This window comes from [Pseudomonas] carboxydohydrogena, from assembly GCF_029030725.1.
GTDB lineage: Bacteria > Pseudomonadota > Alphaproteobacteria > Rhizobiales > Xanthobacteraceae > Afipia > Afipia carboxydohydrogena.
Genome location: NZ_CP113162.1, coordinates 1223547 through 1249731 on the forward strand (window position 1 = coordinate 1223547; position 26185 = coordinate 1249731).

The 26185-nt window shown below is 61.1% G+C and carries 30 protein-coding genes; 13 read left to right on the top strand and 17 right to left on the bottom strand.

The window, feature by feature from the left end; genetic code table 11:
* Positions 1–25 precede the first annotated feature (25 nt).
* Complete coding sequence (locus tag AFIC_RS05920; RefSeq protein ID WP_275248222.1) at positions 26–883, bottom strand: hypothetical protein; 858 nt, start codon at positions 881–883, stop codon at positions 26–28.
* A gap of 228 nt (positions 884–1111) precedes the next feature.
* Positions 1112–2329, bottom strand: a complete 1218-nt coding sequence (locus AFIC_RS05925; RefSeq protein ID WP_275248223.1) for an NADP-dependent isocitrate dehydrogenase — start codon at positions 2327–2329, stop codon at positions 1112–1114.
* Between the two features lie 484 nt (positions 2330–2813).
* On the opposite strand from AFIC_RS05925, the gene AFIC_RS05930 reads away from it, so the two are divergent.
* Together AFIC_RS05930 and cynS are read left to right on the top strand one after the other, a co-directional pair.
* Positions 2814–3995, top strand: a complete 1182-nt coding sequence (locus AFIC_RS05930; protein ID WP_275248653.1) for a TrmJ/YjtD family RNA methyltransferase — start codon at positions 2814–2816, stop codon at positions 3993–3995.
* A 154-nt stretch (positions 3996–4149) separates the two neighbouring features.
* Positions 4150–4638, top strand: coding sequence for a cyanase (gene cynS / locus AFIC_RS05935; protein WP_275248224.1), 489 nt, complete (start codon positions 4150–4152; stop codon positions 4636–4638).
* 55 nt (positions 4639–4693) lie between these two features.
* Here the strand turns inward: cynS and AFIC_RS05940 are convergent, their stop codons facing one another.
* Positions 4694–4999, bottom strand: coding sequence for a GIY-YIG nuclease family protein (locus AFIC_RS05940; protein WP_275248225.1), 306 nt, complete (start codon positions 4997–4999; stop codon positions 4694–4696).
* A 149-nt stretch (positions 5000–5148) separates the two neighbouring features.
* Positions 5149–5466 carry a DUF1476 domain-containing protein gene (locus AFIC_RS05945; RefSeq protein WP_275248227.1) on the bottom strand — a complete coding sequence of 106 codons (318 nt, stop codon included), beginning with the start codon at positions 5464–5466 and terminating at the stop codon, positions 5149–5151.
* A gap of 295 nt (positions 5467–5761) precedes the next feature.
* Between AFIC_RS05945 and purC the strand changes: the two genes are divergently transcribed.
* The 5 genes from purC (at position 5762) to purL (ending at position 10270) form a co-directional block, all read left to right on the top strand.
* A complete protein-coding gene (gene purC / locus AFIC_RS05950; protein WP_275248228.1) occupies positions 5762–6529 on the top strand; it encodes a phosphoribosylaminoimidazolesuccinocarboxamide synthase in 768 nt (255 codons plus the stop codon).
* A gap of 117 nt (positions 6530–6646) precedes the next feature.
* On the top strand, positions 6647–6889 hold the full coding sequence (gene purS, locus AFIC_RS05955; RefSeq protein WP_275248229.1) for a phosphoribosylformylglycinamidine synthase subunit PurS: 243 nt from the start codon (positions 6647–6649) through the stop codon (positions 6887–6889).
* Between the two features lie 36 nt (positions 6890–6925).
* Positions 6926–7351, top strand: coding sequence for a GIY-YIG nuclease family protein (locus AFIC_RS05960; RefSeq protein ID WP_275248230.1), 426 nt, complete (start codon positions 6926–6928; stop codon positions 7349–7351).
* Between the two features lies 1 nt (position 7352).
* Positions 7353–8054, top strand: a complete 702-nt coding sequence (gene purQ, locus AFIC_RS05965) for a phosphoribosylformylglycinamidine synthase subunit PurQ (protein WP_275248231.1) — start codon at positions 7353–7355, stop codon at positions 8052–8054.
* Positions 8051–10270 (top strand): phosphoribosylformylglycinamidine synthase subunit PurL, encoded by a 2220-nt coding sequence (purL, locus tag AFIC_RS05970; RefSeq protein WP_275248232.1) that lies wholly within the window; start codon positions 8051–8053, stop codon positions 10268–10270. The genes purQ and purL overlap by 4 nt, the downstream gene beginning before the upstream one ends.
* 7 nt (positions 10271–10277) lie before the next feature.
* Here the strand turns inward: purL and AFIC_RS05975 are convergent, their stop codons facing one another.
* Positions 10278–11408: an acyltransferase family protein gene (locus AFIC_RS05975; protein WP_275248233.1), complete on the bottom strand. Its 1131-nt coding sequence runs from the start codon at positions 11406–11408 to the stop codon at positions 10278–10280.
* 179 nt (positions 11409–11587) lie between these two features.
* Here AFIC_RS05975 and AFIC_RS05980 point away from each other — a divergent pair, with 179 nt between their 5' ends.
* Entirely contained in the window at positions 11588–11821 is a 234-nt protein-coding gene (locus tag AFIC_RS05980) for a BolA family protein (RefSeq protein WP_002715225.1), read from the top strand.
* A gap of 24 nt (positions 11822–11845) precedes the next feature.
* On the top strand, positions 11846–13024 hold the full coding sequence (locus AFIC_RS05985) for a low temperature requirement protein A (RefSeq protein WP_275248234.1): 1179 nt from the start codon (positions 11846–11848) through the stop codon (positions 13022–13024).
* Here AFIC_RS05985 and egtD read toward each other — a convergent pair.
* On the bottom strand, positions 13021–13989 hold the full coding sequence (egtD, locus tag AFIC_RS05990; RefSeq protein WP_275248235.1) for an L-histidine N(alpha)-methyltransferase: 969 nt from the start codon (positions 13987–13989) through the stop codon (positions 13021–13023). The genes AFIC_RS05985 and egtD overlap by 4 nt on opposite strands.
* 42 nt (positions 13990–14031) lie before the next feature.
* Positions 14032–15279 carry an ergothioneine biosynthesis protein EgtB gene (gene egtB / locus AFIC_RS05995; protein ID WP_275248236.1) on the bottom strand — a complete coding sequence of 416 codons (1248 nt, stop codon included), beginning with the start codon at positions 15277–15279 and terminating at the stop codon, positions 14032–14034.
* A 267-nt stretch (positions 15280–15546) separates the two neighbouring features.
* Between egtB and grxD the strand changes: the two genes are divergently transcribed.
* Entirely contained in the window at positions 15547–15882 is a 336-nt protein-coding gene (gene grxD / locus AFIC_RS06000) for a Grx4 family monothiol glutaredoxin (protein WP_082157021.1), read from the top strand.
* Positions 15883–15990: 108 nt separating this feature from the next.
* Here the strand turns inward: grxD and rpsD are convergent, their stop codons facing one another.
* The 3 genes from rpsD to murI form a co-directional block, all read right to left on the bottom strand.
* Entirely contained in the window at positions 15991–16608 is a 618-nt protein-coding gene (gene rpsD, locus AFIC_RS06005) for a 30S ribosomal protein S4 (RefSeq protein ID WP_275248237.1), read from the bottom strand.
* 224 nt (positions 16609–16832) lie between these two features.
* Entirely contained in the window at positions 16833–17252 is a 420-nt protein-coding gene (locus AFIC_RS06010) for a cupin domain-containing protein (RefSeq protein ID WP_275248238.1), read from the bottom strand.
* A gap of 78 nt (positions 17253–17330) precedes the next feature.
* Positions 17331–18128 (bottom strand): glutamate racemase, encoded by a 798-nt coding sequence (gene murI, locus AFIC_RS06015; RefSeq protein ID WP_275248239.1) that lies wholly within the window; start codon positions 18126–18128, stop codon positions 17331–17333.
* A 174-nt stretch (positions 18129–18302) separates the two neighbouring features.
* On the opposite strand from murI, the gene AFIC_RS06020 reads away from it, so the two are divergent.
* Positions 18303–18851 carry a cytochrome b gene (locus AFIC_RS06020; protein ID WP_275248240.1) on the top strand — a complete coding sequence of 183 codons (549 nt, stop codon included), beginning with the start codon at positions 18303–18305 and terminating at the stop codon, positions 18849–18851.
* 36 nt (positions 18852–18887) lie between these two features.
* Here AFIC_RS06020 and purB read toward each other — a convergent pair whose 3' ends face one another.
* Together purB and rpe are read right to left on the bottom strand one after the other, a co-directional pair.
* Positions 18888–20195: an adenylosuccinate lyase gene (purB, locus tag AFIC_RS06025; RefSeq protein WP_275248241.1), complete on the bottom strand. Its 1308-nt coding sequence runs from the start codon at positions 20193–20195 to the stop codon at positions 18888–18890.
* Positions 20196–20253: 58 nt separating this feature from the next.
* Positions 20254–20955, bottom strand: coding sequence for a ribulose-phosphate 3-epimerase (gene rpe / locus AFIC_RS06030; protein ID WP_275248242.1), 702 nt, complete (start codon positions 20953–20955; stop codon positions 20254–20256).
* Positions 20956–21199: 244 nt separating this feature from the next.
* On the opposite strand from rpe, the gene AFIC_RS06035 reads away from it, so the two are divergent.
* Both AFIC_RS06035 and AFIC_RS06040 read left to right on the top strand, forming a co-directional pair.
* Positions 21200–21952 (top strand): EF-hand domain-containing protein, encoded by a 753-nt coding sequence (locus AFIC_RS06035; RefSeq protein ID WP_275248243.1) that lies wholly within the window; start codon positions 21200–21202, stop codon positions 21950–21952.
* Between the two features lie 157 nt (positions 21953–22109).
* Entirely contained in the window at positions 22110–23276 is a 1167-nt protein-coding gene (locus tag AFIC_RS06040) for an outer membrane beta-barrel protein (protein ID WP_275248654.1), read from the top strand.
* Between the two features lie 43 nt (positions 23277–23319).
* Here the strand turns inward: AFIC_RS06040 and AFIC_RS06045 are convergent, their stop codons facing one another.
* The 5 genes from AFIC_RS06045 to AFIC_RS06065 form a co-directional block, all read right to left on the bottom strand.
* The gene (locus tag AFIC_RS06045) at positions 23320–23577 is read right to left on the bottom strand and encodes a hypothetical protein (RefSeq protein WP_275248244.1); all 258 of its coding nucleotides are present in this window, start codon (positions 23575–23577) and stop codon (positions 23320–23322) included.
* Between the two features lie 180 nt (positions 23578–23757).
* A complete protein-coding gene (locus tag AFIC_RS06050; RefSeq protein ID WP_275248245.1) occupies positions 23758–23976 on the bottom strand; it encodes a KTSC domain-containing protein in 219 nt (72 codons plus the stop codon).
* A gap of 124 nt (positions 23977–24100) precedes the next feature.
* Positions 24101–25051, bottom strand: a complete 951-nt coding sequence (locus AFIC_RS06055; protein ID WP_275248246.1) for a multicopper oxidase domain-containing protein — start codon at positions 25049–25051, stop codon at positions 24101–24103.
* 49 nt (positions 25052–25100) lie between these two features.
* Complete coding sequence (locus AFIC_RS06060) at positions 25101–25502, bottom strand: c-type cytochrome (RefSeq protein WP_275248247.1); 402 nt, start codon at positions 25500–25502, stop codon at positions 25101–25103.
* On the bottom strand, positions 25499–26179 hold the full coding sequence (locus AFIC_RS06065) for a c-type cytochrome (protein ID WP_275248248.1): 681 nt from the start codon (positions 26177–26179) through the stop codon (positions 25499–25501). The genes AFIC_RS06060 and AFIC_RS06065 overlap by 4 nt, the downstream gene beginning before the upstream one ends.
* Between the last annotated feature and the right edge of the window lie 6 nt (positions 26180–26185).

Consider the following 26185-nt stretch of genomic DNA (forward strand, 5'->3'; position numbering starts at 1 on the left):
AAAAAGTGAAGCACGGCGGCCCTGTTTAGCCCGGCCGCATATGCCGCGCGTAAAATGCCAGTTCGATCGAAATGAAGCGTCCGTAGCTGTCGCGCAGATGGGCGGTCGCGTGCGGGGTCCCTGCCTCGTCGGTTGCGAGAAAGCCGAGACGGCTGCCTTCGGCGATCATGTTCGAGACTTGCGTCTTCGACAGCCCGAAACGCCTGGCGATCTGCGCCCGGCTCGGCAGCGGCGTGCTGTCGATATCGGACAACATGACCGCCAGCACGACAGGGATGGCGCCCTCACGCTTTCCGAAGAAGCAGGTGAATTCAGGCATGCGGTCGATCAGCGGGATGCCTGTCGCATGCTCGTGTCCGGCGGCGGCAGCGAAACGGGGGATGAAATCCGGATCTTCCGCCAGCATCTGCGCCCGGCGCATGTCCGGCTGCACGGCGTCGAGGGCGTTCACCGCATGAGGTATCCAGCTTTTGACGAAATCCATCATGCGCGGAGTTGGATGATAGGATTTCGAGCGGCGGTCGGATGGGTGCCGCGTTGTTTTGATGAAACCCGCCAGCTTCAGCAGGGTCAGCGTTGTCTTGAGGAGGCGCGGGCTGAGTTCTTCCCGTTGCGTGCACAGTTCGAGCAACTGGGTGTAGGTGACGCCGCCGTGCGGGCCATGCTTTTCATAATAGGCAGCAAAACAAAACACATAAGCGGTCAGACGAAAGCGCGTTTCCGATGCTATCAGCTTGTTGATCAGGCGCGGCGCCTCGCGAAACCGGGCGATGGCGACCGTGTATTCGCGAACGGCGACGGGGTAGGCGGGCGAGGCGCGTAATTCCGCGGCTTCAGCCAGTAGCGGATCGCTCAGGTCATCATCGGCATCAGTCCGTAACATGTCGTCTTGCCGCAATGATTTTGCCCGGCCCGGGGTAGGGCGCGTTTGTGACCGCGCCAGAAAGGAGCGGACCCTTTACGTTTTCCATGATTCGAGAACGGGGAATCAATGCGAGATGGAGGCAATACGGTAAGCAGCCACCTGCCCTGAAGTTTCATCACGAAATTTTTTCAGTACGAAAAAAGGCGCGGAGTGATCCGCGCCTTTGTTTGTGAGCCTGTTGGCTGCTCAGGCCGTGGCCATCGCCTTGGTCAGGTTTTCCGCGACCTTGTCGAGGAAACCCGTGGTGGAGAGCCACTTCTGGTCGGGGCCGACCAGCAGCGCCAGATCCTTGGTCATGAAGCCGCTCTCGACGGTATCGACGCAGACCTTCTCCAGCGTCTTGGCGAACCTGGCCAGCGCCTCGTTGTTGTCGAGCTTGGCGCGGTGGGCCAACCCTTGCGTCCACGCGAAGATCGACGCGATCGAGTTGGTCGAGGTTTCCTTGCCCTTCTGGTGCTCGCGGTAGTGGCGGGTGACGGTGCCGTGGGCGGCTTCGGCTTCCACCACGCTGCCGTCCGGCGTCAGCAGCACCGAGGTCATCAGGCCGAGCGAGCCGTAACCTTGCGCCACGGTGTCGGACTGAACGTCGCCGTCGTAGTTCTTGCAGGCCCAGACGTAGCCGCCGGACCATTTCAGCGCCGAGGCGACCATGTCGTCGATCAGGCGGTGCTCGTAGGTCAGGCCCTTGGCTTCGAACTTCGACTTGAACTCGGCGTCGTAGATCTCCTGGAAGATGTCCTTGAAGCGGCCGTCGTACACCTTGAGGATGGTGTTCTTGGTCGACAGATACACCGGATAGCCGCGCGACAGGCCGTAGTTCATCGAGGCACGGGCGAAGTCGCGGATCGAGTCGTCGAGGTTGTACATGCCCATCGCGACGCCGGCGCCGGGGGCCTTGAAGACCTCGCGCTCGATCACCGAGCCGTCCTCGCCGACGAACTTCATCGTCAGCACGCCCTTGCCGGGGAATTTGATGTCGGTGGCGCGGTACTGGTCGCCGAAGGCGTGGCGGCCGATGATGATCGGCTTGGTCCAGCCGGGGACGAGGCGCGGCACGTTCTTGCAGATAATCGGTTCGCGGAAGATCACGCCGCCGAGGATGTTGCGGATGGTGCCGTTCGGCGACTTCCACATCTCCTTGAGGCCGAATTCCTTCACGCGGGCTTCGTCCGGGGTGATGGTGGCGCATTTGACGCCGACGCCGTGCTTCTTGATGGCATTTGCGGCGTCGATGGTGACCTGATCGTTGGTCTTGTCGCGGTACTCCATCCCGAGGTCGTAATATTCGAGCTTCACATCGAGGAAGGGGTTGATGAGCTTGTCCTTGATGTATTGCCAGATGATCCGGGTCATCTCGTCGCCGTCGAGCTCGACGACCGGGTTCGCTACCTTGATTTTGGCCATGAGGATGCGTGCCTTTTTTTGAGGTTTTTGGAGGAGGGTACCGAGGATGTGCGCGCCTCTTAGCACCCGCGCAACGGCGGCGGAAGGCAGCTCAAAGCAGCATGCCGGGCGGGATTTTCGAGGCGGTATCCGGTGGCGATAGATCGTGCCGCGGCCTGCCTTTGCCGGGGTGGAATCGGCGATTCAAAAGGGTTCCGTAACCCATTCCGATTACAATCGAATTTGAAATCCCGCGCGGGGACTTTTTGGAACGATTTTCCGCTTTCCGAGCGCGTTGAATCGCTTCCTTCAGACGTTGATTCAACTTCTTAAGCGCTTGAATCATCTTCTTCGGACGTTGATTCCGATTGTTCGCTTTCTGAATCAAAATCTTACTGGTTTGATTCAGCGCCTTCACGGCTTGATTCAGCACTTTCAGGGCTTGAATCACCACCCTCGATGGTTGATGCAGACGCTTCAGCCATTGAATCGGAAAGTGAAGACGATGTCGGGGACCGACAAGACCAAGCCGCGCATCGATATGCCGGGCCCCGTGGTGGTGCTGGTGGAGCCGCAGCTTGGCGAGAACATCGGCATGGCCGCGCGCGCCATGGGCAATTTCGGACTGACACGTTTACGTTTGGTGAAGCCGCGCGACGGCTGGCCGAATATGGCGGCCCAGCGGGCGGCGGCAGGCGCCGATCATATTCTGGAACGGGTGGAGTTGTTCGAGACGGTTGAGGCGGCGGTGGCGGATTGTGCGCTGCTGTTCGCGACCACGGCCCGCGCGCACGATCAGGCCAAGCCTGTCGTGGCACCCGACGCCGCTGCCCGCGAGATCGTCGGAGAGACGGCGCATGGCGTCACGGCCGGCATTCTGTTCGGGCGGGAGCGTTCGGGCCTGACCAATGAGGAGGTCGCGCTCGCCAACCGGATCGTGACCTTCCCGGTCAATCCGGGGTTTGCCTCGCTGAACCTCGCGCAAGCGGTGCTGTTGATGGGGTACGAGTGGTTCAAGCTCGCATCCGGTGGTCAGATACCATTTTCGATGCCTGAACGGTCCGAACCGGCTTCACAGCATCAGATGCAGGCGTTTTTCGACAATCTGGTCACGGAACTCGACAAGGTCGAATTCCTGCGCCCGGCCGAGAAGCGCGATGTCATGCTGGTCAATTTACGCAATATCTTCAGCAGGATGGACCCAAGCAAGCAGGACATGCACACCCTGCATGGGGTGGTCATGGCCATTGCCGAGGGCCGCAAGGGGCCAGCCAAGGGTGGGGTGCTCGATGGAACTCAGGCCACCCAGCTACGCGCACTGCTGGCGGAGCAGGGTTCCCCCACAACAGATGGCCGGTCGAGTTCCGTTCGAGGACTGGCGCGGCTGCTCCGCCGCAATCCGACCGATGCCGAGCGCATCCTGTGGCAGGCGCTCACCAAGGATCGCCGCTTCGCCTCGCAGTTCAAACGACAGACGCCGGTGGGGCGTCACATTCCGGATTTCGTCTCGTTTCCCCGGCGGATGGCGGTTGAGATTGTTCATCCTGCGGAAAACGATGCCGTTGCTCGCGAGCGCGCCGCCCGCGCGGCGTGGTTGGCCGAGCGAGGTTACCGTGTGGTCGCATTGCAGGCTGCCGATATCGAGCGCGATCTTGAGACGGAGCTGAAGCGGTTGGAAAGCGCCTGAGTCTGCAAGACCTCTCATTGCCCAATTTTGCGGCGACAGGCGCAGGCATTGAGCATGCCGATCCGGTCGGTGCGTGAAATCGCATTTTCCGGCGCGAAAAGCGGCTGGCACGGCTGTTGCTCCTCTTGAGGTATCCGCAACCTCAGGAGGCCTCATGAAGCGATCCGACCTCACCGAAAAGCTGCTCGACATCAAGCGCGAGAATGGCTGGAGCTGGAAACATATCTGCGGCGAGATCGGTGGGCATTCGGACGTGCTGATCGTCGGCGCCATTCTCGGCCAGATGAAGCTGACCAAGCCGCAGGCGGCAGCCGCAGCGAAACTGTTCGGCCTGTCCAGGGTGGAGCAGGCGCTGCTCAACGAAGTGCCGATGCGGGGCGAAGGCATGACAATGCCGCCGACCGATCCCCTGATCTATCGTTTCTACGAACTGGTCATGATCAATGGCCCGGCCTGGAAGGCGTTGATCGAGGAGGAATTCGGCGACGGCATCATGTCGGCGATCGATTTCGACATGACGATGCAGCGCGTGGCGGACCCGAAGGGCGACCGCGTCAGCATCGGCATGACGGGCAAGTTCCTGCCGTACAAATATTACGGCGCGACCGGAAACAACGCTCCGCTCGGCTATAAGGAGGAATGAATATTCCGACCGTCATCCTGAGGTGCGAGGGCAAAGCCCGAGCCTCGAAGGATGACTATGGATCTCGCGGTCGTCCTGCACGGCGGCGTGAAAGCTGCTGAACAATTGTCCAGTCCGACTGGATCAGGGCTTCTTTCTTCGCCCGGCTCCAGCCTTTCAACTGCCGTTCGACGGTAATTCCATCTGTGATGCGATCGAAATGGTCGGACCAGACAAGTGTAACCGGCCGGCGTCGAGCCGTGTAACCGCCAAATGTTCCGGCGTTATGTTGCTCAATACGAGAGGCGAGATCGGAGCCCGTCGCACTTCCTACGTAATAAGAGCCATCGTTACAGCGCAGAATGTAGACGTAAATGCCCACGGCGCGTCATCCTTCGAGGCTCGGGTTACACCCTCGCACCTCAGGATGACGACCATCTCAATCACCTGCAAGCATGTTTGGCCAGCCATGCCGTCATCTTGAGGTGTGAAGCCGCGCAGTGGAGAGCCTCAAAAGATGACAGGTAGAGACTATTGTCCCGCCTTCACCTGAGCCACGGCGGTAGCAACGAGTTCGTCCATTTTCACGCGAATCTGCTGCTCGGAAACGCCCTTGTCCGCAAGGTCCCGGGTGACCTTGCCCAGCACGTCGCTGTCGCCGGATACCTCGAAATCGGCGGCCACGACCTCCTTGGCATAGGAGGCGGCCGCGTCGCCGGTCAGGCCGAGCTTTTCGGCTGCCCACAGGCCGAGCAGCTTGTTTCGCCGCGCGATCGCCTTGAATTTCTGTTCCTCGTCGACGGCAAACTTCTTTTCAAAGCCTTCCTCGCGTTTATCGAAACTCGACATATATCTGACCTGCCAGTTGAATCCCGGAATTGGGAGTTGGTGAGAACATATTGGCGGCCGATGTCGTTCCCGCAACGTCCCGAAAGGTCGCAGGGCGCCGATAAGAAGCCGGTAAAACCCCCGAAAATAGCCGGGGTTGCGTTGTAACAGGGGGGCCGATCGGTTAGGTTGCCCATGAGTCCAGGTTCGCGGTTTGTTTTCGCGGATCAAGGACTTCGCGGCAGCTCCGCCGTGTGTCGCGTCAAGTTTCGGAGCATCCCGATCCATGGATTTCAACAACACTCGGTACATCCCAATGAGCCGTCGGCGTCGCATCTACGAAGGCAAGGGCAAGGTTCTTTATGAAGGACCGGAGCCCGGCACCCTGATTCAGCATTTCAAGGATGACGCCACCGCGTTCAATGCCAAGAAACACCAGATCATCGAGGGCAAGGGCGTCCTCAACAACCGGATCTCGGAATACGTTTTCCAGCATCTGAACGAGATCGGCGTGCCGACGCATTTCATCAAGCGGCTCAACATGCGCGAGCAGTTGATCCGTGAGGTCGAGATCGTGCCGCTCGAGGTTGTGGTCCGCAATGTCGCCGCGGGCTCGCTGTCGCAGCGCCTTGGTATCGAGGAAGGCACGCAACTGCCGCGCTCGATCATCGAGTTCTATTACAAGAACGATCAGCTCGGCGACCCGATGGTGTCCGAAGAACACATCACCGCGTTCGGCTGGGCGACGCCGCAGGAGATCGACGACATCATGGCGCTCGCCATTCGCGTCAACGATTTCCTCTCGGGCGTCTTCCTCGGCGTCGGCATCCGCCTCGTCGATTTCAAGATGGAATGCGGCCGCCTCTACGAAAACGAGATGATGCGTATCGTCGTCGCCGACGAGATTTCTCCGGATTCTTGCCGGCTGTGGGACATCAAGTCGAACGAGAAGATGGACAAGGATCGCTTTCGCCGCGATCTCGGTGGTTTGCTCGAAGCCTATACCGAGGTTGCCAAGCGTCTTGGCATTCTGATCGACAACGAGCGCCCCGCAGGCTCCGGCCCGGTGTTGGTGAAGGGCTGATTTCAAACACGTCATTCCGGGACGCGCGCGTTTTGCGCGCGGACCCGGAATCCAGATGTTATCGACGAGATTCCGGATCGAACCGCTGCGCGGCTTGTCCGGAATGACGAGGACAAAATGAAAGCGCGCGTCACGGTTACGCTGAAGAACGGTATTCTCGATCCGCAGGGCAAGGCCATCGAGGGCGCGCTGAAATCGCTTGGCGTCGATGGCATCGCCAGCGTGCGGCAGGGCAAGGTGTTCGACATCGAGATCGAGAGCGGCGACAAGGCGAAGGCCGAGGCTACAGTCAAGGCTGCTGCCGACAAGTTGCTCGCCAACACGGTGATCGAGAATTATCGCGTCGAGGTTCTGGGCTAGTTCATGAACTCAGAGTTTGAGCGACGGATTGTTCGGATGAAAGAACTTTTTCATTCGCTCAACAATCAGGAAGCTCGGCTTCTGGCGGGTGCAGGTTATCCAAAATCCCCTGCCATTTATGTGTTTTTGGAAGAAGATCGTGCAATTCATGTGGGCAGAACACGCAATCTAAGGCAGCGTGTTGCAGGTCACATCAGTTCAAGCCATTACAGCGCCTCTTTTGCATTTAAAGAGGCGCGGAGAACAACTGGCAATCTAAAAGCAAGTTATAAATCGACGGGCTCGCGTTCAGCTCTTTTTGCGGAGTCAACCTTCCGCAATGAATTTGAGAAGCAGCTTGCTCGATTGCGATCTTGCAAGATCAAGTTTTTGATCGTTCATGATCCGGTAGATCAGTATCTTCTGGAACTATATGCCGCCCTTGAATATGGTACGTCACTAACCGAATTTGACACGCACTGACATGAAATCAGCCGTCCTCGTTTTTCCCGGCATCAATCGCGAGCGCGACATGGCGCGCACGCTGAAGCTCGTTTCCGGCCACGAGCCGAAAATGGTCTGGCATGGCAACACCGAGTTGCCGAAGGGCACCGATCTCGTCGTCATTCCCGGCGGCTTCTCTTATGGCGACTATCTGCGCTGCGGCGCGATTGCGGCCCGCTCGCCGGTGATGGATGCGGTGCGCGCCTTCGCGGCCAAGGGTGGCCTTGTGCTCGGCGTCTGCAACGGTTTTCAAATTCTGTGCGAGAGCGGCCTGCTGCCCGGCATCCTGATGCGCAATGCGCGGCTGCAATTCGTCTGCCGCGACGTGCATCTGCGTGTCGAGCGCTCTGATACGCCGTTCACGCGCGGCTACAATGCCGGGCAGGTGATCCGCGTGCCGGTGGCGCATGGCGAGGGCAACTATGCCGCCGACGCCGAGACGCTGAAGCGTCTCGAGGGCGATGGCCGCGTGCTCTATCGCTACTGCTCGGCGGATGGCGATGTCGGCGACCTGCATAATTTCAACGGCGCGGCGGCGTCCATCGCGGGCATCGTCAGCGAGAAGGGCAATGTGCTCGGCATGATGCCGCATCCCGAGAACCACGTCGAAGAGGTGATGGGCTGCACCGATGGCCGCGGCCTGTTCGCCGGCCTTGCTGCGCATCTGGAGAAAGCGGCGTGACCAAGCCCTTGCGTAACGAGCCTGCCATCACGCCCGAACTGATCGCGTCGCACGGCCTCAAGCCGGATGAGTACGAGCGCATCCTGAAACTGCTGGGCCGCACGCCGACCTTCACCGAACTCGGCATCTTCTCGGCGATGTGGAACGAGCATTGCTCGTACAAATCCTCGCGCATCCATTTGCGCGGATTGCCGACGAAAGCGCCGTGGGTGATCCAGGGGCCGGGCGAAAACGCGGGCGTGATCGATATCGGCGACGGGCTTGCCGTGGTCTTCAAGATGGAGAGCCACAATCACCCGAGCTACATCGAGCCGTATCAGGGCGCGACCACGGGCGTCGGCGGCATCCTGCGCGATGTGTTCACCATGGGCGCGCGCCCGATCGCCTGCCTGAATGCGTTGAGCTTCGGCGCGCCGGAACATCACAAGACACGGCACCTCGTCTCCGGCGTGGTCGCGGGCGTCGGCGGTTACGGCAATTCGTTCGGCGTGCCGACGGTCGGCGGCCAGATGCGCTTCCACACCCGTTACGACGGCAACAACCTCGTCAACGCGATGGCGGTCGGTCTCGCGGAAGCCGACAAGATTTTCTATGCGGCGGCCTCCGGCGTGAACATGCCGATCGTCTATCTCGGCTCGAAGACCGGCCGAGACGGCATCCACGGCGCGACCATGGCCTCCGCCGAATTCGACGACGCGAGCGACGAGAAGCGCCCCACCGTGCAGGTCGGCGATCCGTTCGCGGAGAAGCTGCTGCTGGAAGCCTGCCTCGAAATCATGGAAGCAGGCTGCGTCGTGGCGATCCAGGACATGGGTGCCGCGGGCCTCACATGCTCGGCCGTCGAGATGGGCGCGAAGGGCGATCTCGGCGTCGATCTCGATCTCGATACGGTGCCGACCCGCGAAATCGGCATGAGCGCATACGAGATGATGCTCTCGGAGTCGCAAGAGCGCATGCTCATGGTGCTCAAGCCCGAGAAGGAAAAACAGGCGGAAGCGATCTTCAAGAAGTGGGGCCTCGACTTCGCCATCGTCGGCTACACCACGCCGAGCCAGCGTTTCGTCGTCAAGCATGGCGGCGACGTGATGGCGGACCTGCCGATCAAGGAACTGGAATCCGAAGCGCCGCTGTACGACCGCCCGCATGTCGCCAGCGAGCCGCTGCCGACGATCCACGCGCGCGACGTGAAGGCGCCGATGCCGGTGACGGACGCGCTGGTGAAGCTGATCGCGACGCCGGAACTGTGTTCGAAGCGGTGGGTGTGGGAGCAATACGATCACGTCATCGGCGGCAACACCGTGCAGCGTCCGGGTGGCGACGCGGCGGTGGTGCGCGTGCTCGACGGCCCGAAGGCGCTCGCGCTGACTGTCGATGTGACCCCGCGTTATTGCGAGGCCGATCCCATCGAGGGCGGCAAGCAGGCGGTGGCGGAAGCCTGGCGCAACATCACGGCAGTCGGCGGCAAGCCGCTCGCCATCACCGACAATCTCAATTTCGGCAATCCGGAGCGGCCCGAGATCATGGGGCAGCTTGTCGGCTGTCTGAAGGGCATCGCTGACGCCTGCGTCACGCTGGATTTCCCGATCGTGTCCGGCAACGTGTCGCTCTACAACGAGACCAACGGGCGCGGCATCCTGCCGACGCCCTCCATCGGCGGCGTCGGGCTGCTCGATGACTTCCAGAAGTCGGCGACGCTCGCGTTCAAGGCCGCCGACGAGGCGATCCTTCTGATCGGCGACACCCAAGGCTGGCTCGGCCAGTCGGTCTATCTGCGCGACATCTGCGGGCGGGAAGAGGGCGCGCCGCCGCCGGTCGATCTCGCCGCCGAGAAGCGCAATGGCGACGTGGTGCGCGGCATGATCAAGAGCGGCACCGCCACCGCCGTGCATGACGTCTCCGACGGCGGCCTGCTGGTCGCGCTCGCGGAAATGGCGATGGCCAGCGGCATCGGCGCGATGCTGGATGCAGCACCCGAGCAGACGCTGCCGCATGCGTTCTGGTTCGGCGAAGATCAGGCGCGCTACATCGTCACCGTGCCGGTCGAGCATCTGCTCACCGTGATGAGCAAGCTCAAGGCGGTCGGCGTGCCGTGCGCCGAGATCGGCAAGACCGGCGGCGATGCAATCGCCATTGAGGGCGAAGCGCCTGTTGCGATCTCAAAGCTCAAGGAAGGCTTTGAGAGCTGGCTACCGAATTACATGGCGGGCCACGAATAAAGCCTGCCTACAGCACCCGCTTCGCGCCGGGCAGGCGGCGCAGCGCCAGCGTCGCGAGCCAGCTCACGCCAAGTCCGAAGACGAGCGATAGTCCCGCCTTACCGAAGGCGGAGAGGTCCTGGCCGAGCAGCCAGTGCTGTATCCATAGCACCGGGACGTAGTGGATCAGGAAAATGCCGTAGGCCGACGACTGCATGGCGTCGAGCATCGGCGCACGGGAATTCTCCCGGCGCATGAACCACGCCAGCACCGCGAAGGTCATCGCGGCGCTGAACAGCGGAAACGCGACCGCATAGGCGACCTCCCACCATTGCGGCAGTATGTTGGGGTCGGGAAGGATGCCGCGCCGGTAATACACCAGCGCCACGATCACGCCGTAGATGGCGAGCGCCGCCAGCGCCCAGCGGCCCCATTGCCGCGTCAGAGCGTTGCCTTCGCCGAGCAGGCCGCGTTCGGGGTGGGCGTAGCCGATGCCTGCGCCGAACATGAAACAGGCCGCATAGAGCAGGACGCGGCTCGCCTGCACCGATAGCGGCCCGAACTCGAACCATTTGCTGACGCCGAAATGCAGCCGCATCGGCACGTAGGCCAGCGTCGTCACAAGGGCAAAGGCGATGAAAAATACCAGCGGCCGCGCATATCCTGAAAGCGACAGGCGGTTGATGGGAGCGGGGCTATCTGGCGCGATCCGGTAGATCGTCGCAGCCAGCACGTCGAACATCAGCAGCACCCAGACGAACCAGACCGGCCCGCTCGGCCAGGGCCCGACGGTGACGGTCTTCCACCAGAACGCACCGAAGCCGAGGTGATCGGGGCGGCGCAATTCGAGCGCGTAATAGGCAAGCGGCATCAGCACCAGCGCCGCCACGGCGAAAGGCAGCGCCAGCCGCAGCGCGCGGTCACCCAGAAACTGGCTTGTCGATTTGCGGCGCAGGCTAGGCCAGACGAACAGGCCGGACAGAAAGAAGAACGCCGCCATGAAGAAGCTGTCGTTGGCAAGCACAATGCCATCGAAGCCGAGCCAGGTTTGCGCGTCGGCGTGCCCGTAATAAGTATAGGGGATGACCGCGTGATGAATGACGACCAGCACCGTCAGGGCGGTGCGGGTGCGATCGAGGGCGATGTTTCGTCCGGACATGGCCTCCGATAGCAGCGCGGCAAGTTCCCGGCAATTCTCAAGCGGCCATTTGGCGGGGTCGGAGCGGTGGACCAGAGGCGGTTTGCGGCAATTGCTCGCGTGACGGGATAGCTTGTTGGCGCTAGAATCGGGCATATCTGGTATGACATCAGCCTGCGGGCTGGAGAGGAGACTCTGGAATGCCTATGGACGCGCGGGACATCGAAACCATGATCAAGGCGGCGATTCCCGATGCCACAGTCACGATCCGCGACCTCGCCGGCGACGGCGATCACTACGCTGCAACCGTGATTTCGGAATCATTTCGCGGCAAGTCTCGCGTTCAGCAGCATCAGATCGTCTATCAGTCGCTGAAAGGCCAGATGGGCGGCGTGCTGCATGCGCTGGCGCTGCAAACCGGCGTGCCGGAGTAGCGTGCTGAGAACGGAGGCGCGGGCATGAACGCGGCGCGCTCTTTTCTGCGGCAGAAAAACCCGCACGGGCATCATCGCGTCACCTATGTCGAACTGTTCTTCGACCTCGTTTTCGTGTTCGCGATCACCCAGATCTCGCACACGCTGCTCGCGCATTTCACCCCGCTCGGCATCTTGCAGGTTCTGATTCTGTTTTTTGCGGTGTGGTGGGTGTGGATCTACACCTCCTGGATCACCAACTGGCTCGACCCCGAACGCACGCCGACCCGGCTGATGCTGTTCGCGATGATGATCGCGGGGTTGTTGCTCTCGACCTCGATACCGAAAGCGTTCGAGAGCCGGGGACTTGCCTTTGCGCTCGCCTTCGTCGCCATGCAGGTTGGCCGCACGGTGTATTCGGCGCTGGCCGTGCCTGCGTCGGAAACCGCGATGCGGATGAACCTGTGGCGCATCGCGAGTTGGCTCGCCTGTAGCGGTGTATTCTGGATCGCGGGTGGTCTTGTCGAGGGCGCGCTGCGCCCGGTGCTGTGGAGCGTGGCGCTGGCGATCGAATATGCAGGCCCGGCGATGAGGTTTCGCACGCCCGGACTTGGAGCCTCGTCTTTTCAGGATTGGGATGTCGAAGGCGGCCACATGGCGGAGCGCTGCGCGTCATTCATCATCATAGCGCTCGGTGAGTCCATCGTGGTGACGGGCGCGACGTTCTCCGAGATTTCATGGTCGGCGGTGACGATCGCCGCTTTTCTGGTCAGTCTGATCGGCAGCATTGCGATGTGGTGGGTCTATTTCCATCTCGGCGTCGAGGCGGGCGCGAAGCAGATCACCCATTCCGAGGAAAGCGGCCGGTTCGCGCGCATCGCCTACACCTATCTGCATCTGCCGATCGTGCTCGGTATTGTGGTGTCGGCGGTCGGGGATGAAATACTGCTGGCGCATCCGCAGGGGCACATGGATGCGAAGGCATCGCTCAGCATCATCGGCGGGCCGCTGCTGTTCCTCCTCGGCACACTTTTGTTCAAGCACGTCATTCGCGGCATCTATCAACTGTCGCATCTGGTCGGACTAACGCTGCTGGTGCTTCTGTTCGCCGTCGCGCCGTATCTCACGCCACTTGCATTGGCGGGACTGGTCGCCATCGTCCTGATCGTTGTGGGGGCATGGGAAGCGGCCTCGCTCGGTGGGGCGGACCGCGCCGAAGCCTAACCCGCGCGCAACGCGTGGACCGAGAACATGTCCCGCGCGTCGGTCCACACCTTGTCGGGCATCCATCCTGCACGGCGCGCCAGTTCCTGAAAGCGCGCGATGCTGTATTTGTAACTCGACTCGGTGTGGATGCTTTCGTCGGTCCCAAACGAAAAAGTGCGCCCCAGCATGCGGACGGCGTGCGCTTTCCGACTGATCAGATGCATCTCGATGCGGTGCAGGTGGTGATTGTAGAGCGCGCGATGATCGAAAGTCGCCGGATCGAAATTTGCACCTAATTCGCGGTTCATTCGTTCCAGTACGTTGAGGTTGAATTTCGCGGTTACGCCGGTCGCGTCGTTATAGGCGGCGTGCAGGGTGTCCTCGTCTTTTTCAAGATCGACGCCGATGATCATCGCGGCACCATGGCCGAGGATCCCGCGCGCGTTGCGCAGGAAGGCTTCGGCATCCGCCGGGTCGAAATTGCCGATGGTCGAGCCGGGAAAAAATCCGACCTTCGGCATGTTCCGGATTTCGTGGGGAAGCGGGAAGGCCGTGGTGAAATCGGCAGCGACGGGATGGACCTTGAGTTGCGGATGATCCGCGCGGAGTATCCTGGCTTGCTCCGCGAGGAAGTCGCCCGAAATGTCCACCGGCACGTAAGCGCCGAACTCGCAAGTTTCCAGCAGCAGTCGGACCTTGGTCGTGGCACCCGCTCCGAATTCCACGAGTGCCGCATTTTCAGGAATCGAATCCGCGATGTCCGCCCCGTGCTCGCGCAGAATGCGCAGCTCCGTTCGTGTCGGATAATATTCCGGCAGCAGCGTGATCCGCTCGAACAGATGCGATCCGATCTTGTCGTAGAAATATTTCGGCGAAATTGTCTTGGGGTATTGGCTTAGCCCGGAAACCGCATCCCGCGCGAACGCCGGATCGACAGAACTGGGTTCGCGACGCTCAGCTCGCGCGGATACATGAATATTCATGCGTGACTCCGTTTGCAGATCTGAATGTGAAGCGCGTTGCGCTCAGGTGACATAATCCGCGAGCCGCAATCCGGTGAATTGCCAGCGATGATGCGGATAGAAGAAGTTGCGGTAGCTCACGCGCGCATGACCTTCCGGGGTTGCGACCGAGGAACCGCGCAGCACGTACTGGTTGACCATGAATTTGCCGTTGTATTCGCCGAGCGCGCCTTCGATGGCGCGATAGCCGGGATAGGGCGCGTAGGACGAGCGGGTCCACTGCCAGACGATGCCGTGGGCGTCGTTGAGTTGCCCGGCGCGCGCCGCGACTTCCCATTCCATTTCGGTCGGCAGGTGCTTGCCGCTCCAGCGCGCGAAAGCGTCGGCCTCGTAGTAGCTGACGTGGCACACCGGCGCGTCGGGATCGATAGGCTTCAGCCCGGCGAGCGTCATGATGTGCCACTCACCATCGATTTTGCGCCAGTGACCGGGTGCTTGCCATTCCTCGCGTTCGACAGCCGCGAAGCCATCCATCAGCCACAGCGTCGCGGTGCGGTAGCCGCCGTCATTGATGAAGGCGAGCCATTCCCTGTTGGTGATGAGATGGTGCGCGATCTTCACCGGGCCGACCAGAACCCGGTGCGGCGGTTTTTCATTGTCGAAATGGAAGCTGTCGCCCTGATGGCCGATGGTGTGGATGCCTTCGTTGAGCATGAACCATGGCTCATCGCCGCGATGGGAGGCGGGAAGCGACCAGTTCTCATCATAGACCGGAGGAATCGGATTTTGCGCGAAGGCGTGGAGAATGTCGGTGTGCATCAACTCCTGATGCTGCTGCTCGTGGTTGAAACCGACCTCCATCAGCGGGGCGATCTCGCGCAACTTCTCCGCGCTGGCGCTTTCGAGGAAGGCGAGCATCTGCGCATCGACATATTGCCGATAGGCGGTGACGGCCTCCGCACCCGGCCTCGTCAGATGGCCGCGTTGCGCGCGGGCGTGGCGCGGCCCTGCGCTCACGTAATACGAATTGAATAAAAAGGCGTAGTCGGGATGAAAGACCTTGTAGCCCGGCATATGCTGGCCGAGCACGAATTGCTCGAAGAACCATGTGGTATGGGCGCGGTGCCATTTCGACGGGCTCGCGTCCGGCATCGACTGGACGAGTTGGTCCTCGGCGGACAGCGGCGCTGCACGCCGCTCGGTTTCACCGCGAACCGTGCGGTAGGCACTAGAAAGCGTGCGGGAGAGGGAAGTTTCGGGAAACGCCGGCGCAACGGACTCGCCGGAGGCGACGAAAGCTCGGTTTGTCACGAAAATCTCCGGTTTTGGGGAAGAAACAGTGCCTTGCCAGTTATGTTCCGGAATGAATTTATCTACGCCCACGCTAGGCGATTGTTATCCGGCGCGGCACACTTCGGCGTGATTTGGCGAAAATGCGCTGTTCTGACCGTATAAAACCCGCTTTTTGGGTGCGATTTCGTTGGATGGACGTGCGATTCTGGCTACATATATAGGCGAGGCGGCAGCCTGCCCGTGATCCTGACATCGGAGGCTGGACCCGCGCCAAGGGATATGACGATGAGCATCGAGCAATTTATCGAAAGTGAAGTGAAGTCGAACGATGTCGTGCTGTTCATGAAGGGCACGCCGCAGTTTCCGCAATGCGGGTTTTCAGGACAGGTCGTCCAGATCCTCGATCACGTCGGCGTCCCCTACAAGGGCCTGAACGTTCTCGACTCGACCGATCTGCGCAACGGCATCAAGGAATATTCCAACTGGCCGACCATCCCCCAGCTTTACGTGAAGGGTGAATTCGTCGGCGGCTGCGATATCGTCCGCGAGATGTTCCAGAACGGCGAATTGCAGAAGATGTTTTCCGACAAGGGCGTCTCGGTGCGCCAGGCGGCGGGTTAGTCGCCCTTCGCGCCGGAAACGAACGGCGCATGGAAGTAAAGTAAATGGACGCCAAGAAAAAGGCCGCCCGATGAGGCGGCCTTTTGATTTTGCAGTCTCGCGCGTGAATTAGCGCGAATAGAATTCGATGATGAGGTGCGGCTCCATCTGAACCGGGAAGGGGACTTCCGACAGGTTCGGAACGCGCGTGAATTTCGCGGTCTGCTTGCCGTGATCGACTTCGATGAAGTCCGGCACGTCGCGCTCGGCGAGCTGGTTGGCTTCCAGCACGGTGGCGAGCTGCTTGGAGGCGTCCTTCACCTCGATCACGTCGCCGACCTTGACCTTGTAGCTCGAAATGTTGACGCGCTGGCCGTTCACCTTGATGTGGCCGTGGTTGATGAACTGGCGTGCGGCGAACATCGTCGGCACGAACTTGGCGCGATAGACCACCGCATCGAGGCGGCGCTCCAGGAGGCCGATCAGGTTCTCGCCCGAGTCGCCCTTGAGACGGGTCGCCTCGACATACACGGCGTAGAACTGACGCTCGGAAATGTTGGCGTAATAGCCCTTGAGCTTCTGCTTGGCGCGGAGCTGCGTACCGAAGTCGGAGAGCTTGCCCTTGCGGCGCTGGCCATGCTGGCCGGGGCCGTATTCGCGCTTGTTGACGGGGCTCTTCGGGCGGCCCCAGATGTTCTGGCCCATACGGCGATCGATTTTATACTTCGCCTCACTGCGCTTAGTCATCGCGTCCTCTTTAAAGTTTGAGTTTTGAGGAAACGCGCCCTCCTGTGTAACCGGGATATCCCGGATACCGACAGGCCGTCCCCATAAGCATGACAGGGAAAACCACGGGTCGCGAAACACAACGCGGGCCGAAACGGCCCGCGAGCAGGGGTGTTCTTAAGGAAAAAGCGCCGCCAAGTCAAATGTTTGAGGCCTTGGCGGCGTCGAAAATCCAGCCCTCGATTTTACTTCAGGGGAGCCGGGGAGGCGACCGGCTTGCCCTTCTCGACAATGTAAATTCCGAGCAATTTTAAGGGCTTGCCGGGAGCTACCTTGACGTCATGGGGGACATTGGGAGGCACCTGGATGACGACGCCGGGTTTCAGCGCCTGATCCGGCTTGCCGTCGACGATGAGCGTGCCTTCCCCCTCCAGCACATAGCTGACGTCAAAGCCGGGATGGGTGTGGCGGCCTGCGCTCGCGGTTCCCGCGGCAATTTCCGCGATCGCCTCGACGACGTGGTAACCAGCCGGAAAATCGACATCCTGCAACGGCGTGCGTTTGATGGCTGAGGCCGCCGGAGCCGGCGTCATGGCTGTCTGGGCATTGGCCATGCTCATGCCGGCCAGCGCGATCGAACAACAAAGTATCGTACCCTTCAACATGGACACTCTCCCTCATGCTGCCCTCTCTCGGGGCAGATGCACGAAGGCTAGCAGCGCGATGAAAGGAAGCAAAAGAACTTAGGCGTGATCCAGCGCCTGTGCGCCGAAGAACGGTTGTAGCGCCTTCGTCAGCACGGACGAGGGAGGCTTGCCCGATGTGAATAAAAATTTCGCGGGCGCTGGAATATTCTCGCTTTCGAATTTCTTGAGCAGGCTTTCGACGCGCCGCGCGATGGCGGGGGCGGGGTCGATCCAGTCCACTGGCCAGGGTGCGATCCGGCGAATCTGCTCCAGCAGCAGCGGATAATGAGTGCAGGCCAGTACCACGGTGTCGGTGCGCGGAGAGCCCTCGATGAAGCAGGGCGAAATCTCGGCGAGGATGGCGTCGTCGCTCACGCTCTCGCCGCGCAAGGCGGCCTCGGCCAATGTGGCGAGGTTTCCCGCGCCGACGAGCGTCACCTCGCAATCGTGCGCGAAATCGGCGATCAGCTTTCTGGTGTACTCGCGCTTCACCGTGCCGCGCGTGCCGAGCACGGAGACACGCTTCGTCTTCGAGGAGGCGCAGGCGGGTTTGATCGCGGGCACTGTGCCGACGAAGGGAACGGAATAGGCCTTGCGCAGATGATCCATCACCAGCGTCGAGGCGGTGTTGCAGGCGATGACGACGAGATCGGGGGTGTGATGCTCGATCAGGTCGCCGATCAGCGGCACGACGCGCGTGATAATCGCGCTTTCCTCATGTCGGCCGTAGGGGAAGAAGGCGTCGTCGGCGACATAGGTGTAGGCGGCGTCGGGGCGGGCCGTGGTGATTTCGCGCAGCACCGTCAGGCCGCCAAGGCCGGAATCGAATACGAGGATGGCGGGCGATCTCGACACGAAAAGAATATAGCTGGCCGTTGGTTAGGAATGAGTTGCACAGGCTGATGGCTTCACCCTGCGCGGGATAACGCTATACTCTTATTTAGAGTGATTCCAAGCCGTTACTTGGCAGCCCGCTTGTTGCTGCCGTTCTTCTATGGCTTCTCGTCGGTTTAACCGGTGGCGGACGATATGCTGAACACGACACGATCCTGGGGCGCGGTGGCGCGGGCGTTTCATTGGGGGCTCGGCATCGTCATCATCGGCATGATTGCCTATGGCTGGTGGATGAACAATTTTCCGGCGCGGGCGGACCGTTTTTTCTATCGTTCGATCCATGCCGACATCGGCTATCTCGTGCTGCTGTTCACGGCGCTGCGGCTGATCTGGAAAGTCCTCAATCCGACCCCGGCGCTGCCCGCCGGCACGCAAGCCTGGGAAGGAATGTTCGCGCGCCTCAACCAGGGAGCGCTTTATGTGCTGACCCTCGTGGTGGTGACGCTGGGCTGGGCGCATTCAGGCGCGCACAAGCCGGACTATGCTGATTTCTTCGGCCTGTTCCGGGTGCCGCAGTTTACGGTCGAGAACCGGGCTGCCTCGGGCTTTTACGAGCACTGGCACATCTATGCGGCCTATGTGTTGCTGGCGCTGATTGCGCTGCATGTGCTCGCTGCGTTCTACCATCGCTTCATCAGGAAGGATGGCGTGCTGGAGCGGATGATTGACGGCAGGGCGCAGTAAGCGATCCGGCGTCGTGTCTGCGCGTGGCTATCCCGTTCAGGCTTTTCCGAACACCCGGCTGAAGATCGTATCGACGTGCTTAAAGTGATAGGCGAGATCAAATTGCTCCTCGATCTCCTTGTCGGACAAGTACTTTTTAACGTCCTCATCCTTTTTCAGAAGTGACTGGAAGTCGCCTTCGCCGCGCCAGACCGGCATCGCGTTGCGCTGTACGAGCTTGTAGGCGTCTTCGCGTGAGGCGCCCTTTTGGGTGAGCGCCAGCAGCAGCCGCTGCGAGTGGACGAGGCCGCCGAGGCGGTCGAGGTTCTTCTGCATGTTCTCAGGGTAAACGAGCAGCTTCTCGATCACCCCCGCGAGGCGGTTGAGCCCGAAGTCCAGCGTCACGGTGGCGTCGGGGCCCATCATCCGTTCAGCGGAGGAGTGCGAGATGTCACGCTCGTGCCAGAGCACGACATTCTCCAGCGCGGGCGTGACGTAGGCACGGACCATGCGCGACAGGCCGGTGAGGTTTTCGGTCAGCACCGGGTTGCGCTTGTGCGGCATCGCGGAGGAGCCCTTCTGCCCTTGCGAGAAGAATTCCTCGGCCTCCAGCACTTCGGTGCGCTGCATGTGACGGATTTCGATGGCGAGACGTTCCATCGATGCGGCGATGACGCCGAGAGTCGCGAAGAACATTGCGTGGCGGTCGCGCGGAATCACCTGCGTCGAGATTGGCTCGACAGTCAGCCCCATCGCCTTGGCGACGTGGGCCTCCACGCGTGGATCGATCTGCGCGAAGGTGCCGACCGCGCCGGAGATGGCGCAGGTCGCGATTTCCTTGCGCGCGGCGACGAGGCGGGCGCGGTTGCGGTCGAACTCGGCGTAGGCGTAAGCGAGCTTGAGGCCGAAGGTGACCGGTTCGGCATGGATGCCGTGCGAGCGGCCGATCACCGGCGTGAGCTTGTGTTCGAACGCGCGCGTTTTCAGCGCCGCAAGCACGCGGTCGATATCGGCGATCAAAAGATCGGCGGCGCGCGCAAGCTGGACATTCAGGCAGGTGTCGAGGACGTCCGACGAGGTCATGCCCTGATGCACGAAGCGCGCTTCGGGGCCGACGATTTCCGCCAGATGGGTGAGGAAGGCGATGACGTCGTGCTTGGTCTCGCGCTCGATCTCGTCGATGCGATCCACATTGAAGGTCACGCCCCTGGCTTTTTCCCAGACCTTCTTCGCCGCCTCCTTCGGGATCGTGCCGATCTCAGCCAGCGCGTCTGCGGCATGGGCCTCGATCTCGAACCAGATCTGGAAACGGGTCTGGGGCTCCCAGATGGAGGTCATTTCGGGGCGGGAATAGCGTGGAATCATCGAAACGTCCTATCGTCTTCTGTCGTGCCTGTATCGCGCCGGATTGTCCCGGCTTCGATCAGATCGCTTCGCCGCGCGCGGTGGCGGCGGCGAAGCGGATCGCCGAAATGTTGGCCTTGTAATGTTCGAACGTGCCGCCACGGAACACCGAGGAGCCTGCGACGAACGCATTCGCGCCAGCGGCGGCGATCTGCGCTGCATTGTCCGCAGTCACGCCGCCATCAACCTCGATATCGATCGGGCGGCCTGCGCACATCGCGCGGATGGTAGTGATCTTCTCCAGCACGGCGGGAATGAATGACTGGCCGCCGAATCCCGGATTGACCGACATCACCAGCACGATGTCGATGAGGTCGAGCACATATTCGATGACGTTTGCGGGCGTCGCCGGATTGAGCGCGACACCGGCCTTTTTGCCGAGCGCGCGAATCGCTTGCAGCGAGCGGTGCAGATGGGGACCTGCCTCGGCGTGGACGGTGATGTGGTCGCAGCCCGCCTTGGCGAATGCCTCAAGATAAGGGTCGCAGGGCGCGATCATCAGATGCGCGTCGAAGATCTTGTTGCTGTGCGGGCGCATCGCCTTGATGACGTCCGGCCCGTAGGAAATGTTCGGCACGAAATGGCCGTCCATCACGTCCAAGTGCAGCCAGTCGGCCCCGGCGGTATCGACGGCGCGGACTTCCTCACCCAGCCGGGCATAGTCGGAGGCGAGAACCGATGGCGCGATAATCAGCGGGCGGTGAGCGGACGGCTGGGACATGGCTGGGCTTTAATTCATCCGTGGCGGATGGCGTTTCGCTATCATGCCTCAAGCTCCGGTGCAAAACGGGAATGACCCCTAAAGGCCGGTCTGCACGGCATTTTCTGCCCCTCGACGGCAGCTTTTGCCGGATCAAGCCGCGCCGTCTTGTCCAAAAATATCGATTTTCCGGGCATTTTGGTCCGGCACGACAATTGCTGGAACTCCTGTAGGGCCGCGCATGCGCGGCGGAGGGAGTATGGCCATGTATCTGGCTTTGGCAGGTGCCGCATCCACGGCGCTCGATCTGTTGTCGTCGCTGACGTCGTCGAAATCATCGTCCGCAAAGACGACGACCGGGGTCACCCAGAATTCAAATCCTTTCAGCATTTCATCCAGCACGTCGGCATCGGCGACATCCTCGGCCGCCTCGAATTGGGGGCAGAGCGGAGCCTTGTCGCCTGATACGTGGAACGCGCTGCTGGCGGCGCAATCGCCCTCGGCGACAAATGCCTCGACGTCGTCCTCGGACGCGATGAAGGATCTGTTTTCGCAGATCGACGTCAATGGCGACGGTTCGATCTCCAAATCGGAATTCGAGCAGCAGCTCGGTGCGGGCGGCACCAATGTCGCGGCGGCCGATAATGTGTTCGCCAAGCTCGACACCGATGGCGACGGCTCCGTCAGCATGAATGAATTGGCCAGCGCGCTGCAAACCAGGAAGTCCGGTGGCAGTCATCACGCCCATGGCGGACATGGCGGCGGCGGCGGAGGAGGAGGCCTTGCCGATGCCTTGTCGCAATCGGTCGACGGGGCCACGACGAGCACCACGACCAATTCCGATGGTTCTGTCACCACGACGCTGACCTATTCCGACGGCTCGAAGGTCACTTCGACCAGTGTGGCTTCGAGTGCCGGCTCATCCAGCGCGGCTTCGTCCTACAATCTGATCGAGAAACTGATCCAGTCGCAGTCTCAGGCGGTCTCCAATGCGGCGAGTTCGTCTGTCAAAGTCTAGCGCGTAGAATACGCGTCTAGCTCACCACCCCGTACGCACACACACGCGGTACCAGTGCGCCCGATGCTTACGTAGCAATACGTGACATCGGGCGATTTTCATGTCTCGCTAACGATGCCGCCGCGTAATGCCCATGGTGTTCGCGTGGTGGGGCGTGATGTTGCGGAAAGCGTTGTTGTGCGGGAGTCTGGGGATCGCGGCGCTTCATCCCGCATGGGCAGGCGATGAATTCGTCGCCTCGCTGCGTCTGCGTGGCGGCTTCGATTCCAATCCGCAATTCTCCACCGGCAACGGTATCGGCGGCTCGGCCTTCGTCGGAACCGATGCCTCGATGGCGGCAGCACGCAAGGATGGCGATACGAGTCTTGGGATTGCGGCGGAAGCGAGCCAGACCCAATACGCCAATCCGCAGGCGACGCCCGGCCTGAGCGGCAAGGTCATCATCCGCGGAATGCTCGGGAACGACGATCTGAACATCAGTTCGGTGACGACGATTTCCGATGTCAGTACCTATAACCTGCGTTCGTCCGACCTTGTCCAGTCCGTCAAGGGCGAAGCGAAAGTCGGTTCATTCAAGCTGTTCGCGACGGGCGAGGGCGCGCGTTCGAGCCTGAACCAGACCAACGCCATCTTTCAGGATTTCTTGCCCGAAGCGGAGCAGTATCTGCGCGGCACGCTCATTCCCGGCGTGGCCTATGTCAGCGGCAAGTTCGAGATCGGGACCTCGGTCAATTTGTCGGTGCGGCGCTATGCGCGTGAGTTCGACGTGTTCGGCTATCGCCGCGACAACGAGCGCATTCAGCCTTTCGTCTTCGCCAAATATGCCGACAAGGATTTCAGCGTCACCGGATCGCTGTCGCAGTTGCGCGGCACCTGGCACGATCCCGATTTCAGCAATGTGAAGACCTTGCTTTATGAAGGTCATCTGCATTGGCGCCGCGATGCGTTGACGCTGGATCTGACCGCATGGAAGCGCGCCAACGAGACCACGTTCCCGATTTCGCCGATCACCATCGATGCAGCCTATACCGGCAAGCTGTCATGGGCGGCCATGTCACAACTCACGCTGAGCGTGGCAGCCGGGTATGCGACGACACGCTATCTCGATTCCCCATTTAATGCGCAGACCGCAACGGTTGCGTTCGGCGGCTCCTACGATCTGGGCAATGATTATGCGCTGGGGCTCGACCTGACCTATGCGCGAGGCATTCTGATTTCCGGGGATAAGGCCGATGCGCTGATCCTGTCATCGTCGATCACGAAGAAATTCTCGCCGCTCGTAAAGGAGGTGGAAAAAGAGAAAACTCAAAACCGGAAAATATGAGTGCGGATGGGAAATTCCCATCCGCGTTATCGCAGGCTCGCGCTCAGTAACCGCAGCCGCAGCCCCCGCCATGGCCACCGCCGAGGATGCCGCCGCGGCCAAGCACGGCCCCGAGCACGCCACCCTTGCCGGTGGTGACGGAGGTATTGACGACGAGCGCGCTGCGCCCGTTCAGCAGGCCCAGGACGCCGCCTTTGCCGGTCAGCACGTTTGCGCCGATGCCGATGCCTCCACCCTTGGCGAAGCTCGGCGTTGTCGCGAGAGCGACTGCGGTGGCGGCGAGGATCAGGATATTCTTCATGACGTTTGCTCCACTGTTGATGTGCGCGGTCTGCACACGCAACGCACCGTGGAGAGATGAGGGAGCCTCGCCAATCGAAACAGAAAGCTAACCTTAAATTCTACGGGAAGAAGTGTAGGCCGTTCAGATTTGACGTCAGATCGTTACCACCTGCCGCGCTTGTATCGGGAACCCGTTTTGTTAACTCGCCTGACGATGCAAGGCGGTGACTTCGCGGTAGGCGTAGCGATCGCGGATTTCACGGTTGAAAAATCCGCCGCGTGATTCGGCATGGCTGAATGCGGAGAATTTCTCCGGCGGAACGTCGAAATAAACGTACTCACGGCCGGACACGAACGTAACCCACAAATCCCGATCGATCGGGTCGTACATGATGCGGCGGATGGCGGTCGAAGGCATGGCGCTCTCCTCTCGGAGAGATAACGCGCCGGATGCTGCGAAGTTCAAAACGGAAAGCTCAAAATAAGAGGCCCGGCGGGAGGGTCGGAGATCTCGCCGGGCCATGATCCTTCCGGGGACGCAGTTACATTCTCGGAAGGATCTTGTCGCCATGGCCCATCGAAGGATCGGCCTTGTTACTGAACATGATCACCGCAATGGAGCCGGAAAGGGCGGCGCGCATCGAGTGGTTCACGAGGGCATAGGCGCCTTCCTTCGGGGAGATGATGTCGAAGGTCGCGGCATCGCCGGGAGCCACGGTGAAGTTCTGCATTCCGACCAGCACGTTCTTCGGATTGCCTGACGGGTAGACGCGATCCCAGATGCCCGCGATCGGATGAAAGCCGGAGAATTCGTTCGGGCCCGCGTTGATGAGGTAGACGCGCACGCGCTCGCCCGGCTTTGCTTCGAGCGTTTGCGTGGCGTTGACGTCATGCACCGGGTCGTACTGGAAGGGGACGGCGTTGAACGCGTCGTGCTGCCAGTTGTTGGCCATCATGCCCTTGACGTCTTCCGGATTGTCGAAGGTCTGGTGCTCGACCAGGATATATTCGCGATCGGCCTTTGGCATCGCGTTCGGATCTTTCGGATCGATGATGATCGCGCCGATCATGCCGCGCGCGATATGCTGAATCATCGGATCGGCGCCGCAATGGTAGAAGAACGCTCCGGGGTTGTCGGCCGTGAAGGTGAACGTCTTGGTCTCGCCGGGCTTGATCGGCGCGAACTCGGTGAGAACATCCGCACGCGCGGCATGGAAGTCGATGGAGTGCGAGTTCTTGTTACCCGGATCGTTGGTCAGCGTGAACTCGATGGTATCGCCTTCGGTAGCGCGGACCACGGGGCCGGGAATCTGGCCGTCATAGGTCCAGCCGATCGCCTTGTGGCCCTCATTGTCGATCGGCACCATGGTCTCCTTGGCCGTGAGGTTGACCTTGACGATCTTGGCCTCGGCATCGCTGGTGATAGCACTCGCGCAAGCCGCTATCGCCACCACGCCGCCTGCCATCAGCGCGGCCCGCAAAGTTCTGTTCATCGTATGCTCCTTTATAAAACTGATTCCGTTTTTGTCGTTGCGTGCAAGATCACTTGCCGCAATGGCAGACCGTTCTGAGGTACTTCACCATTTCGGTGATCTGCTTGTCCGACAGGACCGCGCCCCAGCTCGGCATCAACACGGACTTGTTGACCGCGAGGCCGCCTTCCTTGATCGCCTTGAACAGCTCCTCGTCAGGCGTATCGCCCATGCCCTTGCTGTCGGTGTGGTCGCGCGGACGAACCGAGAGGCCGGGGAGGTTGACGCCGGTGCCGTTGCGCTTGAGGCCGTGGCACTGTGCGCAATAGACGTTGTAGACCTGATCGATCGGCGGATCGGCGCGGCCGGTCTCCGGGGTGAGAAGCAGGGCGGCGGCGGCAAGCGCGGGAACAAGCACGAGGCTTTTCCATGGCCGTGACGTGGGAGCCGGATGTTTCGCGAAGCTGCTCATTTCTTGTCTCCCCGGCCTTGTATCGACAGGTATGCGGTGATCCGCTGGATGTCCTGATCCTTCAGGCTGAGAGTCGGCATCCAGATGTGCGGATCGAATTTCTGCGGATCGATGGTGTAGGCAGCGATGAAGTCAGGTTGCAGCCGCGCGCCGGCATCGGTGAGTTCAGGTCCCGAAAAACCGCCTTGCCCGTTTTCGCCTTGATGACAGGTGACGCAGCCACGCAATTTGGTGAAGGCAAGCGCGCCCATGCGCGCGCCGCCGGTGTCGCCCTTGAAGGTGCCCGCGGGCACGAGGTCCGGCGCTTTCAACGTCATCAGCGCGGCAGCGGCACTTTCCGCGGCGGCCTTCGTGAGCTTGGGGTGCGGAGTGATTTTGGATGGGTCCGGCACATCGTGCTCAGGCCCTTCCATGATCGTCTTGAAATAGGGATAGCCCGCCGGGCGGATCGGCTTGGGATCCTGCAACCAGGCCACCAGCCAGTCGGCATTGAATTTGCTGCCGGCGTACCAGAGGTCGGGCCCCTTGCGGGACATCAGCCGTTCGAGGGACGTATCTGTCGGCTTGGTGAGAGCGTGGCATGAGGCGCAACTGGCGTCGAGCTTGTCGGCGGCATGAGCCCCGCTGAGCAGAGCCACGGTCAGCACCGCGCTTGCCAAAGGCAGTTTGTATTTCATCTTGGT